The organism is Cohnella cellulosilytica (assembly GCF_042431195.1).
Lineage (GTDB): Bacteria > Bacillota > Bacilli > Paenibacillales > Paenibacillaceae > Cohnella > Cohnella cellulosilytica.
In genome coordinates this window covers 40092-59925 of the sequence record NZ_JBHMDN010000027.1, presented here as the reverse complement: position 1 = coordinate 59925, position 19834 = coordinate 40092, and the positions used below count along the sequence as shown (strand labels likewise).

Genomic DNA, 19834 nt, shown 5'->3' with positions numbered 1-19834 from the left:
AGGACCGGTCTTCGCCATCCGCCTCGTAATTGCCATTGTAGACGGCGCCGGCCCATCGGAACATGTCGTTACCTTCGAAAAGTTGCGCTTTTCGCTACCCGTCGTAAAGCGTTTTCAGTAGTTGCCCATATTTTTGCGAAAATCGCTCGGAGACAGTCCGACGTATTTTTTGAACAGCTTGGCGAAATGCGGATAGTCCGGATAGCCGACCCGCTCGGCGATCTCGTACGTCTTCAGGTCGCCGCCAAGCAGCAGCTCCCTGGCTTTGGCGATCCGATATTCGATCAAATAGGTTTTGAAGTTGCGTCCCGTCTCTTCCTTCATCATTTTGTAGAAGTAGGCCGGAGACACGTCCGTCAGCGCGACGATCTCCTCAAGCGACAAGTCGGGGTCGGGATAACGCTCGTGAATGTAAGCGAGCGCGGCGCGGATCGCCGATCGCTGGCCCCAGTTGCGCCCGGAGCGGATCGCGTCCGCATAGAAGCCGGCCAGACGCCCGAGTCCTTCGGCCCCGCCCTCGAACGGCCTTGTCGTCTCCTGAGTCTCGAGTCCGCGCTCCCGGATCAATCTTCGCAAGCAGGCGGCCAGATCGCCGTGCAGCTGCGCCTGTTCGCCGTCCGTCAGACGCGCCTCCCCGATCCGCTCCGCTATGGCCGCCAAGCTGCGCGCCTTGCCCGCTTCGTCGAGCTGCCACAGCTGGTCTGCCAGCCGCTCGACGATCGCGGTGCATTCCCAGAGACAGCTTCTGTACCGCTCCAGATCGGCGCTGCGGCGAAGCTGCGAATCCCGCAGCCCGTTCAGCAGCTTGCTCACCGCCTCGACGTTCATCGGCTTGAGCAAATAGTCTCTGACGCCGTAGCGCAGCGCCTCCTGCGCGTATTTGAAATCGTCGTAGCCGGACATGACGATCAGCTCGATCGCTTCGCTTCGCTGCCGGATGCGCGAGATCAGCTCGAGTCCGCTCATCACCGGCATCATAATATCCGTAATGACGACATCCGGGTCGCAGCGGTCGACGAGCTCGAGCGCCTCCTGTCCATCCTCCGCCTCGCCTACGACCGTAAAGCCCGGACAGTTCAGCTCGATGATTTTCCGCAGCCCCTGCTTCACCGCCCGTTCGTCGTCCACCGTAATGACTTTAAGCATAGAAATTCCCCTTTTCCCCGTGGTTGACTCCGCTCTCTCCCGCCGCGATCGGCAGACGGATGGCAACGACCGTGCCGTTCTTGTCCGAACGCACGATATGCAGACCGTACGGCTCGCCGAAGGTCATGCGGATGCGGTTGTGAACGTTCCACATCCCGATATGCCGCTCGACTTCCGCCGCCTCCCTCTCGGAGCAGTCGAATAACGCGTTGTACCGCTCCATCGTCTCCGCGCTCATGCCTCCGCCCCGATCCGTGACGAGCAGCTCGTAGCCGATCGCCGTAGCGCGTCCGAACAGGCCGATATAAACCGGTTTAAGCCGATGCCGCTCGTAGCCATGCTTAAAGCTGTTCTCGACAATCGGTTGGAGCATGAGCCGAATGGCCGGCACGGAGGTGAGGCCCGGCTCGTCGATGAGCACGTCCGTGTGCAGGCTGCCGAACCGCTCCTGCTGAATTTCCAGGTAAAAGCGGGTATGCTCGACTTCCTGCCGCAAGGATACGCGTTCGCCCGGATTGCCGACGCTGTACCGGAAAATTTCGCTGAGCGAAACGATCATTTTGCTGATTCGGAAGTTGCCCTCGACGATCGCGTTGGAATTGACCACCTCGAGCGTGTTGTACAGAAAATGCGGGTTGATCTGCGACTGCATGTAGCGCAGCTGCGATTCCTTCTGCTTGACTTCCATTTCCTTCTCCTTCAGCCGCGCATGCTGCACGATGTTGATCAGATGCTTGATCTCCCTGACCATCTGGTTGTAGCTCAGAAACAGGCTGCCGATCTCGTTCTTCCGATCCTCCGGCGCCATGGCGTCGAGATCTCCCCGCTCGGCCCGGAACATCAGCTTCTTGAGCAGCAGCAGCGAGCTGGTGAGCGGATGGACGATGACCCCCAGGATGACCAGCGACAGCGCGAGCATCAGCACGATCACGATCAGAATCGACATGCGGCTGAACCGGACCAGCGGCGCGTTTAATTCGCGGATCGGGACCTCCGATACGAGCACGAGATTCGTCTTGGCCGAGTAATTGAACAGCACGAGCTTCTTGCCGTCCGGAGAGTCGATCACCTTGGAGCCGCTCTCCTTGTTGAACACCTCGGAGACGTACTCCGGCAGCTTGCGGCCCTTCATCAGAACGTCGTCGGGGTGATAGAGGATGTTGCCCTGTTCGTCGGCGATCCACATAAAGCCGGTTCGTCCCAAGGTGACGCTGCGGCAGATGCGGATGATCTCGTTGAGCTTCAGGTCGACGATGAGCAGACCGCTGGCCTTCTCCTTCTGAATGTCCAGAAACCGGATCGCCATGGCGATGACGTTCGTGTTGATCATCGTCTCCTGGCCCATAATCTGATATTTGCCCGTCTCCGGGATACGCGACATGTAATCCGCGTACCGCTCCTCCGCGGACAGGTAGCTCGTGCTGGAGCTGGCGACCGCCTGCCCGGATACGAGAGATATGCTGTGAATGTTCTCCCGGTTGATCAGAATCGGCGTCAGCAGCTCTTTGTCGATGGCCACGGACAGCTCGTACCGCACGTACGGATCGTCAAAGGTCGAGCTGAGAAACTTCTGCGTAAGCGGCGCGGCCAGCAGCGGGAACGTCAGCTCCTGGATATTCTCGAAATAGGTGTCCAGATGCGAATTCACCTGCTCGACGACCTGATTCGTGTAATCGATCGCGTTCTTCTCGATCGCTTTGGCCGAAATCGTATACCATAACATGCCCATAACCACCACGATGATGGAAATCGCCAGCATGAGCAAATAAACTTTCAGCTTAAGGGACATGTCCCGAAAATAAGCCACCGCCCATCTCCTCCCGAGCCTCGCCAAGATGCGTCGCCTTCCGAAATAACGCTTACAGTATAACACGGCGCATGCGGCCCGGGACGACGCTCCTCCCGCCCCCGCTTGTCGTTATCTCTACTATGTTGTGTTTTTCTTGCCTAAAATAAATCCGGGGCTTCCCACGCAACGTCAAAAGGCAACAGATAGAATGATCGAGGAACGCGAACGGGGGATGTATCTCCTGCCGCCGCAGCGTACCCGGAGAGCAACGGGAAGCTTCGCAGCTTGTTCCGATTGCTTTCCGGGGACCCCAAAGCGGAGATACATCCCCCTGTTCTATCTCGATAATACCTGTTGCCCCGATGCGGGACAGTCCCGTTCTTATTCGTCGTTTATGACCGCTGCTTCGCCGCGAGCGCCTTGTTCCGCTCGTTGAACAAGCCGTTGTGGGAGGACACGTAAGCCATCGAGGGCGCTCCGGGCTCCAGCAGCAGCTTGGCTCCGTTGACCGCCACCGCCGCGTCGTTAAACGCGCCGGCGATCAGCTTCAGCTTGTTCGGATAGCTGGCGGTGTCGCCGGCGACGAAGATGCCCGGCAGGCTCGTCGCCATCCGTTCGTAGGCCCGGATGTTGGCGTACTCCCGCTCCAGCCCCCAGTCGGCGATCGGGCCGAAGTCGCCCGGGTGGCCGTGGTTGATCAGAACGGCGTCCACCTCCAGACGTTCGGTCTCCTCTGTCGGCTCGCCCACCGCGTTCACTCTCCGGACGGTCACGGCCGCGATTCTGTCCCCTTCGCCGTGCAGCTGTTCGATGACGTACGGCGACATGACGCGAATCGTCGATTCCATGACAGACCTGACGTTCTTCTCGTGGCCGCCCAGCCGTTCCCGCCGATGCACCATCGTCACGCCGGCGGCGTACGGCTCCAGCTCCATCGCCCAGTCTACAGCCGCGTCGCTGCCGCCCGACAGCAGCACCCGTTTGCCGCGGAAGCTCTCCAGACTCGTGACGGTGTAGTGCAGGTTCGTCACCTCGTAACGATCCGCCCCTTCCAGCTCGAGCTTGGCCGGACGCGGCACGCCGTAGCCCAAGGCCAGAATGAGCGTTCTCGTATGATGCTTCTCCCCGTTGTCCGTCTCGAGGGTCATCGTTCCGTCGTCCAGCCGCTGCAAGCCGGTCACCTGGCGTCCCAGCACGATCGTCGGCTCGAACGTCCGCGCCTGCTCGATCAGCTGCGCGATCAATCGGTCGCAGCGGATCGGGGTCACGCCGCCGACGTCCCAGATCATTTTCTCCGGGTAGATCAACAGCTTGCCGCCCAGCTCGTCCTGCGCTTCGATCAGCTTCGTCTTCATGTCCCGCATGCCGCTGTAAAACGCGGCGTACAGACCGGCCGGCCCGCCGCCGACTATGGTTACGTCATACAGTTCCAGTTCCGCTGTCATCTCGCCCGCCTCCCTATTCCCGCTTGCCGGCGGTCAGAAAGTCGACCGCCTCCTGCAGGGTGGCCTGCACGGATATCGGATCGTAGGCGAACCACTTGTTCGCAGGCAGCTCATAGACGAAGCCGTTGGCAACCGCGGGCAGCGCGGACCAGAGCGCCAGCTTCTGCGCTTCCTTGTAGGCTTTGTCTCCGTCCTCGTCGGTCACGACTACGAAGATGCGGTCCCCCGCATAGTCGGGAAGCTCTTCCAACGTTACGTTCTCCGTGCTGGTGAAGTTCGGGTCTTGCGCCATCGCCGCGGCGATCGTCGGCGGCGGAGCAAGCCGCAACCCGTTGTAGAAGGCGTGGCCGATATCCCGTCCGCCGTACACGCGGATCGAGCTGCCGAAGAAGCGGATAATCGATACGGTCTCGTCCGCGCCTATCGCGCCTTGAATTTTCTCCCTAGCCGCGGCCGCCTGCGATTCATATCCGGAGATAAACAATTCCGCTTCGGCTTCTTTGCCGAGCAGCCCGGCGATCGTGCGCAGCTTCGTCCAGACGTCGTCGTTGCTCCACGGAAGGACGATCGTCGGGGCGATCTTGGCATAATCGGCGTATTCGATGCCGTCAAAATCGGTCGCCAGAATCAGATCGGGTTCCAGCGCGGCGATCGCCTCCAGACTCGGCGGGAAATTGCCGATATCCGCCGATCCCTCCATATAAGCGGCGAGATTCGGACTGGCCTCCCCCAGCAGCCGCGTAACTGTGCCGGCCGGCCGAATGCCGAGCGCCGCCAGCTCTCCGGCGTAATACGTGGCCGCGATCCGCTGCGGCTCGGCCGGAATGGTCACGTCGCCGTTCACCGTCGCGACGGTTCTCTCCGCCGGCTGCTCCTCGGCGGCCGCGGGCGAGCTCTTCGCCGGAGCGCTTGACGAGGGCGCGCTTTCCTCCGCCGACGTTGCCGAGTGCTGCGGGCTTGTTTCATTTGCGCGGCCGCAAGCCGCGATTAACGCGACCGTAAGCAGCAGCGCCGCGATCGCGATCATTTTCTTGCGCATCTTCTGTTCCCTCCGCCAATGTTGATAATGAGAATCATAATCATCATTGTAGAAGGAAGAAAGTCCGTCCGCTATAACCGATTATTAAAAGTTGCTGGTCATATTGTTAAAATCCATTGCGACTGCTGTTCCAGGAGGGGGACGACCTTCTCCAACTGCAGCGCGAAGTTGAGCGGGTCGTAGTGCAGCCATTCCCGGTAATCCATATACGCTATCGCCCGTCCCGCCTTGACCTCGAAATCCCGCCAATGCTCGTTCGCGCGCAGGAAGTCGCCCTGCCCGCCCTCGTCGGGATACAGCACGACAAAGTTCAAATCTCCGGCGTAGTCGGCCATCTGCCGCAGGGAAATTTCCACGCTGTGCAGACGGGTATCCTGCTCCAGACATCGCCGCATGTATGGATGCGGGGAATAACCGAGGAACTCGTAGAAAATGCAGCCCATGTCCCGGATGCCGTACAAATAGCAGCGCTTGTTTTCGATCTTGAACAGGCTTATCGTCGTTTCCGGTGGAAAGAGGCGATGCGCTTGATCCCGAATCGTCTCGGCCTGTCTGTCCAACGCGGCGATCCGTTCGGCCGCCTCGGCCTCTCTGCGCAGCAGTCGTCCGAACGCCTGCATATGCTCCCGCCAGTTCATAGGTAGCCAGGGCAGATGAACGACCGGCGCCACCGAACGCATGCCGTCCCGGAGCGGCTCGGAGCCGTAGGTTACGACGAGCTGCGGCTCATGGCGCAGCAGCAGCTGCTTGCGGCCTTCCTCGGAGAGCAGCGCGGGAATTTCCGCGATTCCTTCCCGGTCCCCGGGACGGATCGCCTCGCCCGCGCCTCCGAAGCGGGCCGCCGCAGGCTTGACGCCGAGGGCAAGCAGATGGTTCGTATACGGATATTCGAGCGTCGCAACCCGCTCCGGAACGAAATCGCGCCGATAGGAAGTCGGACCTGCGCCCTGCATGTTGCGAAACCTTCTGCTCATATACCAGGCGTCCCGAAAACCCGAACGACGGGCGATGTCGGCCATATCTCCCTTGCGGTCCCGGTTCTGCAGCAGCAGCTCGGCCGCGCGATGCACGCGCAGCCGCTCCAGGTACACCGAAGGCGACAGGCCGGTCAGCTTGCGGCAGTAAACGGAGAAATACGCGGGCGCGATTCCCGCCTTCGCGGCGAGCTGCTCGCGGGTCCACGGCTCGCCCAGACGGCTTTCCATGTCGCGCAGCGCCGCGAGCACCGCCGTATCGGTCGTGCGCTGCCGCCCGCCGCTCTCCTCCGCTTCGCCAAGCCACCACAGCACCATCTGCTGCACGAGCACATGCGCGTTCAAGCCGTGCTGCGGAGAATCCAGATTCATATGGACGGCCGTGTGCAGACGCTCCGCCAGCGTTCCCAATTCGTTCGCGTCCGAAGCGAATCTGCAGCCGGTCCAGGGACTGCCACCTTCCTCGACTTTCGCCGACAGGCGTTCGGGCGACGGGAAAGTCAGCCGAATCGGAACGAACTCGACAAAATACAGCTTCCATTCTCCCTCCGCGCGGTCCTCCGCCTGCAGGACGATGCTGCCCGGGCCGCCCGTCAAAGCGCCTCCGGAGGCGAGCGTATAGCGCCGCCCCTCGGCGAAAACGGCGCCGCTTCCGGCCGCGGCGACCAGCATCCAGGCCGACGCCGACCGGAGCTTGCGCTCCGGCTGGCGAGGACCGCAAAAGACGCGGGCAATCGATTGAAATGCGTAAAGCGACTGACTGGGATCAGCCATGTTCGTAACACCTTCCGTCTGCGGTTAGGTCCGACAAGCCTTTAATGATGATTTGATTTTAGCCCGGAACCGGCCGCAAAGGCAACGTAATCGCCACGACGGTCCCCCGGCCACGCTTGCTGAGGATGGTCAAGCCTGCGGAGGCCGGATAAGTCAGCTTGATCCGCCTGGAGGTGTTGAACAGACCGATATGGCGGAATACTTCGTCCTCCGTTTCCATCCGCGCGCGCAGCTCCCCCAGCTGATTCGCCTCCATGCCGGGACCGTCGTCGATGACGACGATGCGGAGCTGACCGGACAGGCGGATCAGCTTGATCTTGACCCGCAGCCTGCCTTCCTCGCGCAGCCCGTGACTCATGCAGTTCTCGATCAACGGCTGCAGCAGCAGCCGGATGATTCCGGCGCCGCGCAGGTCCTCGGCGTCGTACTGCCAAATCGTCTCGAACCGTTCCTTGTACCTCGTTTTCTGAATTCTGATGTACGTTTTGGCGGACTCGATCTCCTGCTCGAGCGGGACAATCTCGTTGGGCGTGTCCAACGAATACTTCAGCAGCGAAGACAAGCTTTCCAGCATGGCGTTCGCTTCGTTGGGCCTGCCGGTCAGACGCAGCACCTTCCAGTAGATCGTCTGCAGCGTGTTGAACAGAAAATGCGGGTTGATCTGTGCCTGCAGCGCCAGCAGCTCGGCCGTTCGCAGCTTGTATTTCTCCTCCGTCAGCCGCACGCTCAGATGATTTCGCTCGATGAAGTTTTTGATGATCCCCTGGGCGATATAGCCGTATTCGTCCGTCCGGCGGCCGGAGGCGGCCTCGGGCAGCGGCGCGCCCGCTTCGGCGTGCTGGATCAGCGAGACGATGCGCCGGATATGCCTGACATTGCGCTTGGTCAGCAGCCAGGTCAGGGCGAGACCGAGCGAGAAGGACAGCAGCACGAAAAAGACGGTCAGCGCGCTCAGCTGGAACGGGATGCGGTTAAGCGAACTTTTGGGCGTAATCGAGACGTACGTCCATCCGCTTTTCGCCTGAAACCGGGAAATGAGGTAAGACGTCCCTTCCGCGCGCCACGCTTCCGGTCGCTCTGAATACGCCCCGCCGCCGGGCGGCGGAAGCGGAGTCTCCAGCCGCGAAGGCGTGCGGAACACGGTCTCTCCGCCCCCGTCCAGCACGCGGATTTCCTGGCCGGCATAGACGGTCAGATCGGCCAGCAGCCTCTCGATATAGCCGGTGTCGATATTGATCGCGATAACGCCGCCGGGACGATTGTTCACGTTGGATACGAGGTTCTGGTACAGCGTGATGACGTCCGTCGGCGCTTCGAACGCATAGCGCCTGATCCGCCGGGCTTCCGTCCAGACGTCCGTTTGTTCCGCGTGGGCGGCATAGCCGTCCAGCCAGGCGGCGTCGCTGAATCCCTCCAGCCGCACCAGCCCTTCCCCGCTGGCCAGAAACTGGCCGTGGTCGTTATTGACGTATACGTAGATCGACTCCATATAAGGCTTGGCATTGGCGGGACCGTTCAAATAGTTAAGCATCGTCTTCATCAAGCGCAGGTTTTCCAGCTTCAGACTCTGCGTTCTCATCATTTCTCCCAATCGGAAGACGATTTCCGGGTTGCCCATGCCGACGTAAAGCGAATCCAGCTCGTCGGTCAGCGCCGTCATCTGACGGTCGATCTGGTTGAACAGCGCCAGATTGCTCTTGTTCATCTCGCCCCGAATGTATTGCTTGGTCACGACGATCGACAGCGTACCCAGAATAATGACCGGAATGAGCAGCGGCGCGAGGAACAACAGCAAATTTTTCAAGAAAAAAGGGGTTTTCATTCTTCGTCGCTCTCGTCCGCTCCGCCGTTGCGGTATTCTCTGGGGCTCATTCCGTATATTTTTCTGAACGTACGGGTAAAGTTCTTCGGATAGCTGTAGCCGACCCTCTCGCTGACCTCGAACGTCTTGTAGCGAATGTCCCGAAGCAGCTCAGCCGCTTTCTTCATCCGGATCTCGACGACGTAATCCGAAAAGTTCCGCTCCGTTCTCGTCTTGAACAGCTTGCTGACATAGTCCGGATTCATCCGCACGAGACGCGCCGCCTCGTCGAGCGACGCCTCGGCGTAATGCTCCTCCACGTAGCGCTTGATCGTATCGATCACTTTTTCGTGAAAGGAAGCTCCGTCAGGCGAAGCCGAGTCCCCTTCCCGCCCGGCAGCCGCTTCGTCCAGCTCGGCGCGGATTTTGGAGAACTCCTCGTGCAGCTCTTCGTACCCGGTCGGCTTGACGATATAGCTCTTGACCTCATAGGCCAGCGCCTGCCGCGCATATTCGAATTCCTTGTGCGCGCTCAGCAGCACAAGGCGGATACCGCGGCCGCTCTCGTGCAAGCGGCGGGCCAGCTCCAGTCCGTCCATGACCGGCATCGCGATATCGCTCAGCACGACGTCCACCGGATGGGCCGAAATATAGTCCAGCGCCTCGGCGCCGTTCCCGAACGCGCCCGCCACCGTAAAGCCGAGCTGCTTCCAGGGGAAAAAGCGCAGCAAGCCTTCGCGAATCTCGCTCTCGTCGTCCACCACTACCAGCTTGTACATCGTCGTTCCACTCCCGCCTGTCAGCCGCATCAATTAAAAGTAATCCTATCGGATATATTAAAGATAGCGAATTTTTTCGGCCTTGTACAGAAAAATGCTTTGCGCCTCCGGCTTCTCCGCTCGTTCCGGTCTACCGACTGCCCAAGCGGGAAAACGACTCCGAATCCGCCCATTCCCCGCTTGAAGATACCTTTTCCCTCGAAAAACCTCGCGCGCCGCCCCCGAATGTCAACTTGTGCCCCTTTTTATTTCCGACTATTCCGATTATATTTTTACATGAGCATGATTCGACTTGAGGAGGATATCGGCCATGAAAAAACCAATTAAACAGATCGCTTTTATGTGTTTCATTCTGCCGCTGGCGATTTCGCTGGCGGGCTGCGGCGCGAACAACGGCAGCAATTCCAACGCCGCTCCGAGCGGCTCGGCGTCGTCTCCCGATCGCACGCAGACGGCGGACGCCGGCAACGCGGGAGAGAAAGTAGCGCTGCGCTTCTCCTGGTGGGGCTCGGAGAACCGGCATAAAGCGCTGCTGGCGGCTATCGATGCGTATGAGCAGAAATATCCGAATATCACCATAGAGCCGGAATACAGCGGCTTCGACGGCTATTATCAGAAGCTCGTCACCCAGTTCTCGGGAGGCACGGCGCCCGATCTGACTCCGCTGTCGGTCGACTGGATCGACGATATCGCCGTCAAAGGCGATCTGGTGCTCGATCTGTACACGCTGCGGGAACAATTGAACCTGGATGCCTTCGACGCCGACTTCCTGAACAAGTATACGGTGTTCGGCGGCAAGCTGGTCGGCCTGCCGATGGGCGTCAACGGCATGGTTATCGCCTATAACCGGGATTTCTTCGACAGGTTCGGCATTCCCGAGGACACGAAATGGGATTGGGAGACGATTCACGCGATCGGCAAGCGCGTTCACGAGCAGGACCCGAACGCCTACCTGCTGGCTTCGCTGGAGGTGCGCGGATTTCTCCAGCCTTACGTGCGCCAGCAAACCGACAAGCAGTGGATTGAGGACGACAAAACGCTCGGCTTCGATCAGGACGCGCTGACCGACGCGCTGGCCTACTACAAGAAGCTGCTGGACGACGGCGTGCTCCAGCCGCTGGCGGAGAGCAGCCTGTATCCGGATATTACGCAAAACGTAAGCTGGCAGAAGGGCGACATCGGCATGAGCTTCGGCCTCGCCTCCACGCTCGTCGCTCTGAAATCGGTCCATCCGAGCATCGACGTCGCTGCGTATCCGATTCCCGCGAACGCCAAGACGTCGGCCGTGCTCGTCAACCCGAGCAATCCGCTGGCGATCAGCAAAGCGTCCAAGCACCCCGAGGAGGCGGCCCGCTTCGCCAACTGGCTGCTGACCGATCCCGAAGCCGCGCTCCTGCTCGGCGACGTCTACAGCGTGCCTCCGGTGGAAAGCAATGCCGAGCTGCTCGTGCAAAACGACAAGATCGATCCGACGGTCGCCAAGGCGGTCAAGCTGGCGCTGGATAATCCCGGGGATCCGGTGAACGGCATCAGCGGCAACCAGGAGCTGGCCGATCTGGCCACCGATTATTTGCAGCAGGTCGGGTTCGGGCAGCTTGCGCCGGAGCAAGCCGCGCAGCAGCTGATCGGCCGGCTGGCCGACAAGCTGAAGGACATCAAGTAGAACGATGAAGAAATATATCGGTTTGGCATACATCAGTCCATGGCTGATCGGCTTTCTCGTGCTGACGCTGTATCCGTTCGCGGCTTCGCTCTTCTACTCTTTCACGGACTACAGCATGGTTCGGGGGCCGCAATGGACCGGTTTGCAAAACTATGTCGGGATCTTCGCCAAGGATCCCGATTTCTACAAGTCGCTGAAGGCGACGGCCGTCTACGTGGCGATCGCCGTCCCCGGCAAGCTCGCGTTCGCGCTGCTGGTCGCGCTCGTGCTGAGCCTGCCGGTGCGCGGCATCTCCCTGTTCCGGACCGTCTACTATCTGCCCTCCATTCTGGGGGGCAGCATCGCGGTGTCCGTGCTGTGGCGGTTTCTGTTCATGCGCGACGGGCTGGTCAACCGCGCGCTGGCATCCGCCTCTGTCCCGCCTGTCGACTGGCTCGGCGATCCGAAGCTGGCGCTGTTCACGATCGCGCTGCTGCCGATCTGGGAGTTCGGCTCGTCGATGATTATTTTTCTGGCCGGCTTGAAGCAAGTTCCGAAGGAGCTGTACGAAGCGGCCCGGGCGGACGGCTCGTCCAGGATCGGCATGTTCTTCCATATTACGCTGCCGATGATTACGCCCGTCATTTTGTTTAATCTCGTCATGCAGACGATCGGCGCCTTCCAGCAGTTCACCGCGGCGTTCGTCATTACCGGCGGCGGGCCGGTGAAATCCACGTACGTGTACGGGCTGATGCTCTACGACAACGCCTTTCACTACTTCAAAATGGGCTACGCGTCGGCTTTGTCGTGGATTTTGTTTCTCATTCTGATGACGGTAACGTACGTTCTGATGAAGCTGTCGGGACGCTGGACGTATTACGAGGACGGAGGCGGACGACTATGACGATGACCTTCCGGCGCAATCTGACGATCGTCGCGCTGCTCTCGGCCTTCGGCCTGTTGTTCGTCTATCCGCTGGTCTGGCTGGTTTCAGCCTCGTTCAAGCCGAACGCGGAAGTGTTCTCGTCGCTGAGCCTCGTGCCGTCCTCGTTCGTCTGGGATTCGTACGTCAACGGCTGGCGCGGCATCGGCCCGAACAGCTTCGGAACGTTCTTCCGCAACACGCTGCGGCTCGTCGTCCCGGTCGCCGCGTTGACGGTGCTGTCCAGCACGCTGGTCGCCTACGGCTTCGCCCGTTTCCGGTTTCCGCTCAAGCGCCTGCTGTTCGCGCTGATGATCTCGACGCTGATGCTGCCGGACGCGGTCGTGCTTATCCCGCGATACATTTTGTTCCGCGACTTCGGCTGGCTGAACACCTATTTGCCGTTTTACATTCCGGCTTTGCTGGCGGTGAACGCCTTTTTTATTTTTTTGCTCGTCCAGTTTCTGCGCGGCATCCCCCGCGAGCTGGACGAGGCGGCGGTCATGGACGGCTGCGGCTCGCTCGGCATTCTGATCCGGGTGCTCGCGCCGTTGAGCCTGCCGGCGCTCATTACGGCCGGGCTGTTCCAATTCATCTGGACCTGGAACGAGTTTTTCAACGCCTTGATCTACATCAACAGCGTATCCAAATTTCCGGTGTCGCTCGGGCTGCGCCTGACGCTGGACAACGAAGGCGCGGTGCACTGGAATCAGGTGATGGCGATGTCCGTCGTCGCCATTCTGCCCTGCGTGCTCGTGTTTCTGCTGGCGCAGCGCTATTTTGTCGAAGGCATTTCCACGACCGGGTTGAAAGGCTGACCCGGTTGTTCATTTTTCACATGGAGGAGGAACGCAAATGACGAACCAAACTGCGAAAACCGCCGGACGGCCCGACGGGAAGCCCAACGTAATCGTCTTCTTCACCGACCAGCAGCGCTGGGATACGACCGGGGCGCACGGCAATCCGCTGGGGCTGACGCCCAACTTCGACCGGATGGCCGGCGACGGCACGCATCTGGAGTTCGCCTTCACCTGCCAGCCGGTCTGCACGCCCGCGCGCGCCAGCCTGCAGACCGGCCTGTACGCCACCGAAACCGGCTGCTACCGCAACGGCATCCCGCTGCGTCAGGACCTGCCCACGCTGGCGCACAGCTTCAACGAAGCCGGCTACGACACCGGGTATATCGGCAAATGGCATCTGGCCGTCACCCGCGACCGGCCGGTTCCCGAGCCGCTGCGCGGCGGCTATCGCTACTGGCTGGCGGCGGACGCCCTCGAGCATACGTCGGACGCGTACGAGACGCGGCTGTACGACAACGACGAACGGCCCGTCCAGCTGCCGGGCTACCGGGTGGACGCGCTGACGGACGCGGCGGTGCGGTTTATCGACGAGCGCAAGGACAAGCCGTTTTTCCTGTTTCTGTCCTTCCTCGAGCCCCATCACCAGAACCGCCGCGACGATTATCCGGCGCCGGACATTTACCGCGACGCGTACACCGGCAGATGGATACCGCCCGATCTCGCCGCGCTCGGCGGAACCGCCCATCAGCATCTCGGCGGCTATTACGGCATGGTGAAGCGGCTCGACGAAGCGCTCGGCCGCATTCGGGACGCGCTGCGCAGCCTGCGGCTGACCGACGACACGATCGTGCTGTTCGCGTCCGATCACGGCTCGCATTTCAAGACGCGCAATGCGGAATACAAGCGCTCCTGCCACGAAAGCTCCATCCGCATTCCGGCCGCCCTGTACGGCGGCCCGTTCACCGGAGGCGGCCGTATCCGGGAGCTGGTCAGCCTGGTCGATCTGACTCCGACGCTGCTTGACGGAGCCTCGCTTCCCGTACCCTCTCATATGCAGGGCCGTTCCGTTCTGCCGCTGCTGCGGGGAGGTCGCGACCGGTCGTGGCCCGACGAGGTGTTCGTGCAGATCAGCGAGTCGCAGACCGGCCGGGCGATCCGAACGCGCCGCTGGAAATACGGCGTCACGGCCGCGGACGGCTCCGCTCCGCCGGCAGCCTCCGCGGACCGCTACGTCGAACAGTATTTATACGATCTGTACGCCGACCCGTACGAGCTGACCAACCTGGCCGGCTTCGCCTCCCACCGCAAGGTATCGGACGTTTTGCGCGGCACGCTGATCCGGAGGATGCGGGAGGCCGGGGAAACCGAGCCGACTATCGAGCCGGCCCCTCCGGTCTCCTCCGGACAGCTTAGAGTCGATCCGGCGGACATTTACTGATATTCCCGGGCTAAAACGCACAGGGGCTGTTCCCCAGGCAAGAAGAGACGTACCGAACGATTATCGGCGATCGATAATCCTGTACGTCCCTGCTTGGGGAACAGCCCCTGCTGTCTGCGGCCGCAAGCCCGCCCGAAGCGAGCTCGGATTCAGTCGAGCGGAACGACGGGATGACGCAGCCCGATCTGCTCGAGCAGCGGGATGACGCTCTCGCCAAAGTAGGCAAGCTCCGGCTCGTAGTCGTAGAAGGTGATCTGGATGCCGTCGATGCCGGAGGCGTGAAGCTGGCGAAGCTGCTCCGCGACCTCCTCCGGCGAGCCGACGATGTGCAGATGTCCGCCGACGGCCCGGCCTCTGGCCGAATGCTCCAGCCACGACTGGCTGTCTCCGGCGGCGTGGCGCGAGCTGAAATTGCGGATCGCGCCGAGGTCGGCGTGGTCCATGATCGACTGGTAGTAGGCGTATGCTTCCTCGCGCGTCGGCCGCACGATAATCGTCGGGTTGATGATCACGCGCACCTGGCGGCCCCGCGCGGCCGCCGCTTCCTTGACCGTCGCGACGTGCGCCGGCAGCTTGGGCAGCGCGTCGGCCAGCTTCTCCCCGGCCGGACTGGACACGAACACGATGTCGGAATAGCGGGAAGCGTAATCGAAGCCGGCGGGAGAGCCCGACGCGGTAGCCAGCACCGGCCGGCCGTAACGCGGTCTTGGCGATACGTAGGCATTTTCAAGAGCGTAAAATTGCCCCTGGTACGTCAGATTGTCGACGCCCGACCACAGCGCGTTGCAGATTTGCGTAAATTCGGACGACTGGGCGTAGCGCAAATCGTGCTCGGCGCGGGTCATGCCGAACATGCGCGGTTCGTTTTCGGCGTAGCCGGTCACGATATTCGCCCCGAACCGCCCTCCGGAAATATGATCGGCCGTCGCCAGAAAGCGGGCCAGATGCATCGGATGCCACGGGCCGTACAAAATGTGAATCGTGCCCATCAGCAAAATGCGGCGCGTCACCGAGGCGAGCGCGACCGCCGAGACGAAGGGATCGAGGAAGTTTTCCCGGTAGCCGGTCTCTCCGCCGAAGCCGCCCTTCGGCAGCCATTGGGAAAGTCCGAAAGCGACGTCGAAGCCGAGATTCTCCGCCTGCTGCGTCAGTCTCGCGTTGTATTCGAACGTCCAGTCCGTGCCCCGCGGCAGCGTGGATTGCGACCACCCTCCCGTCTGCAGCGGCAAAAACAGGCCGAGCATCAGCGGTTGGGCGAACGCTCTGGACAGCGGGCTGTCGGGATGGTTTTGCGGTTCTTCCGTCGTCCAGAGCGGCGTTTGCGATTGTTGGGATGCGCTCATGTCTTTTGGCTCCTATCCGTAAAAATGGGTCGGCGAACGTCGATCCGCTCTAAGCGGCGACGTCCGTCCGCGAATGTCTCAGGTATCCAGCAGCGAAGCGTGGAACACTTCCTCCGGTGCCAGCTCGCGCTTCAGCAGCCCGTCCTCGCGCAAATACGCCATGAACTTGACGATCTGCGCCCAGTTGGCGGCCGTTCCGTAAGGCCAGATGTCGCCGTTCATCAGCTTCGACGAACGCTCGACCGATTCCCACGCCCACGGGTCCGAAGTGTTGTTCTTGATCGTCTCGAGCTGCCCGGCGATGCCTTCGTTCTTGACGCCGAGCATGAGCTCGTACAGCTGCCGGGGCAGCTCGGGATAACGCTGCGCGGCATCGGCCTTGAGCGATACGAGATGCATGATCGGGAAAATGCCCGTGCGCCCGTAATACTCCCGCTCCGCGTCCCATACGTCCGGGAACAGCCGGCGCACCGCGCCGCCTTCGCCCGAAGCCGGGAACAGCGCCTCCGGCGGCCGGCGCGCCGACATGACGGCGTCCACCCGGCCCTCGACCAGCGCCTCGAACAGATCGCCTTCGGTCAGCGTCGCCGGAATGTCCACCGGAACCCGCTCGGGCCGGAAGGTGAACCATTCCAGGTCGCCCTGGCCGAGGCCCCATTCCTCCCGGAACATGCCGCGCACCCAGACGGCGGCCGTCATCTGAAACTCCGGAAAGCCGAAGCGCCGTCCCTTCAGCTCAGAAGGATGACGCCACGGGCTGTCCGCGCGCACGTAGATGGCGTTGTGGCGGAAGGAACGGGACAGGAATACGGGAATCGCCGTCAGACGGGTATCGCCTCCGCTTTTGGCAATCAGATAAGAAGCAAGCGACAGCTCCGAAATGTCGTACGACGCCTGCGAGATTTGATTGATAAACATTTGCTCCACCGTTTCCCGGCGGACTTCCAGCTCGAAGCCCGGCAGGCGGCGCGCGCCGGACAGCAGCTTCAGCGTCCGGTCGCTCTCCGACATCGCCGTCGTCAGCTTGGGTTCCGTCATTCGTCATCGCTCCTTCGTTGCAGTCGGCTTCGCTGTCAGTCGAGCGAAGTCGCCAAATCTTTAATCCACGATCTTCCGGACAGCGGTTCGACGCGAACCTCGCTCCCGGATCGGGCGCGGATGCTGCACAGAAAACCGGCCTTGCCGTCGACGACCGCCGAGCATTCCTTGCACGCGTTGGCCGAGCGGCATGAATACCGCACGGCAAGCGAAGGGTCCTCGTGCTCGCGAATCCAGAACAAGGCGTCCAGCAGGCTCATGCCGTCCCGGTAAGGCACCTCGTACGTCTCCACGGACGGCTCCTCGCCGATCTCTCCGCGGGTCAGCTGCAATTTAACGGTGGACATGGGGCTTGCCTCCTTCCTCTTCGGCGCCCGGCAGCGCCGTCGTCGTCCGCTTCCAGCCGCCGTTGTCGCCGTCCAGCGACAAGCTTGAGCCTTGCGGCGTCTCCAGCGTCTCCTCGTAGTCGAGCCGCACGTGCGCGCCGCGCGTCTCCCGGCGCTCGATCGCGCTCAGAACGATCGCTTCCCCGACCCGGAGCATGTTCGCGGCCTCCAGCTTCTCGACGAGCGGCAGCGCGTACCTGCCCGGCTTCGCCAGCGCGATCGCGTCCAGCTCGCCGTACAGCGCCCGCACGTCGGCCAGCGCCGCCTTCAAGCTCTCTTCGGTCCGCAGCGGGCCGGCTCCCTTCCACATGATCCGCTGCAGCTTGCGCTTGAACGTCAGCAGAGAAGCGGTGTCGCGCTCTGTCGGAGCCGGGTGCCAGAACGCCTCCAGCCGCTTCCACTCCGCCTCCAGCGACCGCAGCACGGCGGCTTCGGCTTCCGCCGATGCGGAGCCGTCGGCCTTCGCGCGCGCCGCGGTCTCCCCGGCGATCCGGCCGGTCACGAGCGCCTCGGTAATCGCGTTGCCGGACAGCCGGTTCGCGCCGTGCATGCCGTAGATCAGCTCGCCCGCGGCCAGCAGCCCCGGCACGCGGGTGCGCATCCGCTCGTCCACCCGCACGCCGCCGAGCATGAAGTGCGCCATCGGCGCCACCTCGACCATGTCGCGCGTCAAGTCGAGGCCCTGGTTCGCCAGAATGCCGATGACCGGACCGAACGCCTCCTTCAGCTTCTCCTCCGGAACCATGCGGAAGTCGAGATACGCGCCGCCGTGCGGCGTGCCCCGTCCCGCCTCCACCTCGCGGAAAATCGCCAGCGTCGTCTGGTCGCGCGCCGCCGTATATTTGCCCGCCACCTCGCCGTTGTAGCGATGCATGAACTCCTCGCCCTCGCCGTTGAGCAGCCGTCCCCCGAGCTTGTAGCGGAACGGGTCCCACATGATCGGATCGATGCCGACGAGCGGCGGGAACAGATGCGCGATCGGGAAAAACTGCACCATCTCCATGTCCCGCAGCTCCGCCCCCGCCTCGGCGGCCAGCATGTAGCCGTCGCCGGTCATGTTGGTCGAAGCGCTGTTGCGCTCGTATACCTCCGTCAGTCCGCCGGTCGCCACAATGACGGTGCCGGCGGCAATCGCGACCGGACGCAGCTCCTCCATCTCGAAGCCGACGGCGCCGACGGCGCGGCCGTCCTCGACGACGATTTTCGTAATCATGATGTTTTTCAGACGGCGAATCCGCGTGTCCTTCCAGATCGCCTTCTTGAGGCCGTTGGCGGTCGCTCCGCCGGTATTGAGAATGTCCACGTATACGCAGCGGGCGCGGGAATGTCCCGGCGCGAACGCCTGCGAGCGGCGGCCGTCCGCCGTTTTGGCCCATCTTACGCCGTAGCTTTCCGCCTCCAGAATAACCTCGGGCCCGCGGTCGACAATCGCCCGCACGATGCGGGGATCGGCCAGACCGCGGCTGCCCTTCATCGTATCCTCGAAATGAACGTCCGGGCTGTCCTCCTCGGCTTCGCCAAGCGCCACCGCCACCGTCATCTGGGCGAGAATCGTCGCCCCTCCGCGGCCGATCAGGCTTTTGTCCGTCAGAATGACGTCGGCGCCTTCGTCCGCCGCGGCTCTGGCGGCCATCATCCCGGCCGCTCCCGCTCCGACGATCAGCACGTCGGTCTGCAACTGCAACGTATTCACGCGCGCCACTCCTTTCTTTCGTTTATGGCTTCCCTGCCAGAGTCGCGCCGACCGCTTGTACGGCAATGCCGGCTTCGCCCAGAGAGCTTCTGATCTGTCCCGCGAATTCGACGGCCCGCACGCCGTCCCCGTGAACGCAGATCGTATCCGCCCGGATATCGATATCCGCGTCCTGCTGCGTGCGGACTTTGCCTTCCGATACCATGCGGATGACCTGCTTCAGCGCGCGATCGTCGTCGGTAATGACCGAATCCGGCAGCCTGCGCGAAGTGAGCGAGCCGTCGTTCTGATACGTCCGGTCGGAGAACACTTCGCTGGCCGTGCGCAGGCCGATCCGCTCACCGGCTTTGATCAGTTCGCCCCCGGCCAGTCCGAACAGCACGAGCGACGGATCGACCCGGTACACCGCCTCGGCGATCGCCTGCGCCAGGCCGGCGCTGCGGGACGCCATATTGTACAGCGAGCCGTGCGCCTTCACGTGCTGGAGAGAAGCGCCTTCCGCGCGCACGAAGCCCCACAGCGCCCCGAGCTGATACACGACCAGGTCGTAGGCCTCTTCGGGGCTGATGTCCATGTCCCTGCGGCCGAAGCCGATCAAATCCTGAAGCCCCGGATGCGCGCCGATCGCCACGCCGTTATCGAGCGCCAGCCGCACCGTCCGGCGCATCGTGGCGGGGTCGCCGGCGTGGAAGCCGCAGGCGACGTTCGCCGACGTCACGTGCTTCAAAATTTCCTCGTCCCGCCCCAGCTTGTACGCGCCGAAGCTTTCTCCCAAATCGCAGTTCAAATCTACAGCTTTCATGTTCGTTTACCTCCCGTTGCTAG

16 protein-coding genes are annotated in these 19834 nt (G+C 62.1%); 4 read left to right on the top strand and 12 right to left on the bottom strand.

The genetic code is table 11. The features are described 5' to 3' along the window. Positions 1 to 114: 114 nt before the first annotated feature. The 7 genes from ACFFT4_RS19575 to ACFFT4_RS19545 form a co-directional block, all read right to left on the bottom strand. On the bottom strand, positions 115 to 1146 hold the full coding sequence (locus ACFFT4_RS19575) for a response regulator transcription factor (RefSeq protein WP_378050502.1): 1032 nt from the start codon (positions 1144 to 1146) through the stop codon (positions 115 to 117). Next, complete coding sequence (locus tag ACFFT4_RS19570) at positions 1139 to 2953, bottom strand: sensor histidine kinase (RefSeq protein WP_378050501.1); 1815 nt, start codon at positions 2951 to 2953, stop codon at positions 1139 to 1141. Before ACFFT4_RS19570 ends, ACFFT4_RS19575 begins: the two co-directional genes overlap by 8 nt. Before the next feature lie 374 nt (positions 2954 to 3327). Further along, positions 3328 to 4380, bottom strand: coding sequence for an NAD(P)/FAD-dependent oxidoreductase (locus tag ACFFT4_RS19565; protein WP_378050500.1), 1053 nt, complete (start codon positions 4378 to 4380; stop codon positions 3328 to 3330). Between the two features lie 13 nt (positions 4381 to 4393). Beyond that, positions 4394 to 5419, bottom strand: coding sequence for an ABC transporter substrate-binding protein (locus ACFFT4_RS19560; RefSeq protein WP_378050499.1), 1026 nt, complete (start codon positions 5417 to 5419; stop codon positions 4394 to 4396). Positions 5420 to 5517: 98 nt separating this feature from the next. After that, complete coding sequence (locus ACFFT4_RS19555) at positions 5518 to 7167, bottom strand: helix-turn-helix domain-containing protein (RefSeq protein WP_378050498.1); 1650 nt, start codon at positions 7165 to 7167, stop codon at positions 5518 to 5520. A 58-nt stretch (positions 7168 to 7225) separates the two neighbouring features. Beyond that, complete coding sequence (locus tag ACFFT4_RS19550) at positions 7226 to 8989, bottom strand: sensor histidine kinase (RefSeq protein ID WP_378050497.1); 1764 nt, start codon at positions 8987 to 8989, stop codon at positions 7226 to 7228. Further along, on the bottom strand, positions 8986 to 9747 hold the full coding sequence (locus tag ACFFT4_RS19545; protein WP_378050496.1) for a response regulator transcription factor: 762 nt from the start codon (positions 9745 to 9747) through the stop codon (positions 8986 to 8988). Before ACFFT4_RS19545 ends, ACFFT4_RS19550 begins: the two co-directional genes overlap by 4 nt. Before the next feature lie 310 nt (positions 9748 to 10057). On the opposite strand from ACFFT4_RS19545, the gene ACFFT4_RS19540 reads away from it, so the two are divergent. Genes ACFFT4_RS19540 through ACFFT4_RS19525 form a run of 4 tightly spaced genes read left to right on the top strand, consistent with a single transcriptional unit; the run spans position 10058 to position 14549 of the window. Next, complete coding sequence (locus tag ACFFT4_RS19540; RefSeq protein ID WP_378050495.1) at positions 10058 to 11410, top strand: ABC transporter substrate-binding protein; 1353 nt, start codon at positions 10058 to 10060, stop codon at positions 11408 to 11410. A gap of 4 nt (positions 11411 to 11414) precedes the next feature. Next, entirely contained in the window at positions 11415 to 12293 is an 879-nt protein-coding gene (locus tag ACFFT4_RS19535) for a carbohydrate ABC transporter permease (protein ID WP_378050494.1), read from the top strand. Continuing rightward, the gene (locus ACFFT4_RS19530; RefSeq protein ID WP_378050493.1) at positions 12290 to 13129 is read left to right on the top strand and encodes a carbohydrate ABC transporter permease; all 840 of its coding nucleotides are present in this window, start codon (positions 12290 to 12292) and stop codon (positions 13127 to 13129) included. Before ACFFT4_RS19535 ends, ACFFT4_RS19530 begins: the two co-directional genes overlap by 4 nt. A 37-nt stretch (positions 13130 to 13166) precedes the next feature. Further along, on the top strand, positions 13167 to 14549 hold the full coding sequence (locus ACFFT4_RS19525) for a sulfatase family protein (protein ID WP_378050492.1): 1383 nt from the start codon (positions 13167 to 13169) through the stop codon (positions 14547 to 14549). 149 nt (positions 14550 to 14698) lie between these two features. Here ACFFT4_RS19525 and ACFFT4_RS19520 read toward each other — a convergent pair whose 3' ends face one another. The 5 genes from ACFFT4_RS19520 to ACFFT4_RS19500 all read right to left on the bottom strand — a co-directional run bounded on the left by ACFFT4_RS19520 (position 14699) and on the right by ACFFT4_RS19500 (position 19811). After that, positions 14699 to 15892 carry an LLM class flavin-dependent oxidoreductase gene (locus tag ACFFT4_RS19520; RefSeq protein ID WP_378050491.1) on the bottom strand — a complete coding sequence of 398 codons (1194 nt, stop codon included), beginning with the start codon at positions 15890 to 15892 and terminating at the stop codon, positions 14699 to 14701. Positions 15893 to 15970: 78 nt separating this feature from the next. Beyond that, entirely contained in the window at positions 15971 to 16930 is a 960-nt protein-coding gene (locus tag ACFFT4_RS19515; RefSeq protein WP_378050490.1) for a substrate-binding domain-containing protein, read from the bottom strand. Between the two features lie 35 nt (positions 16931 to 16965). Beyond that, complete coding sequence (locus tag ACFFT4_RS19510; protein ID WP_378050489.1) at positions 16966 to 17277, bottom strand: 2Fe-2S iron-sulfur cluster-binding protein; 312 nt, start codon at positions 17275 to 17277, stop codon at positions 16966 to 16968. Beyond that, positions 17264 to 19009: an FAD-binding protein gene (locus ACFFT4_RS19505; protein ID WP_378050488.1), complete on the bottom strand. Its 1746-nt coding sequence runs from the start codon at positions 19007 to 19009 to the stop codon at positions 17264 to 17266. The genes ACFFT4_RS19510 and ACFFT4_RS19505 overlap by 14 nt, the downstream gene beginning before the upstream one ends. Before the next feature lie 22 nt (positions 19010 to 19031). Next, on the bottom strand, positions 19032 to 19811 hold the full coding sequence (locus ACFFT4_RS19500) for a LamB/YcsF family protein (protein ID WP_378050487.1): 780 nt from the start codon (positions 19809 to 19811) through the stop codon (positions 19032 to 19034). Between the last annotated feature and the right edge of the window lie 23 nt (positions 19812 to 19834).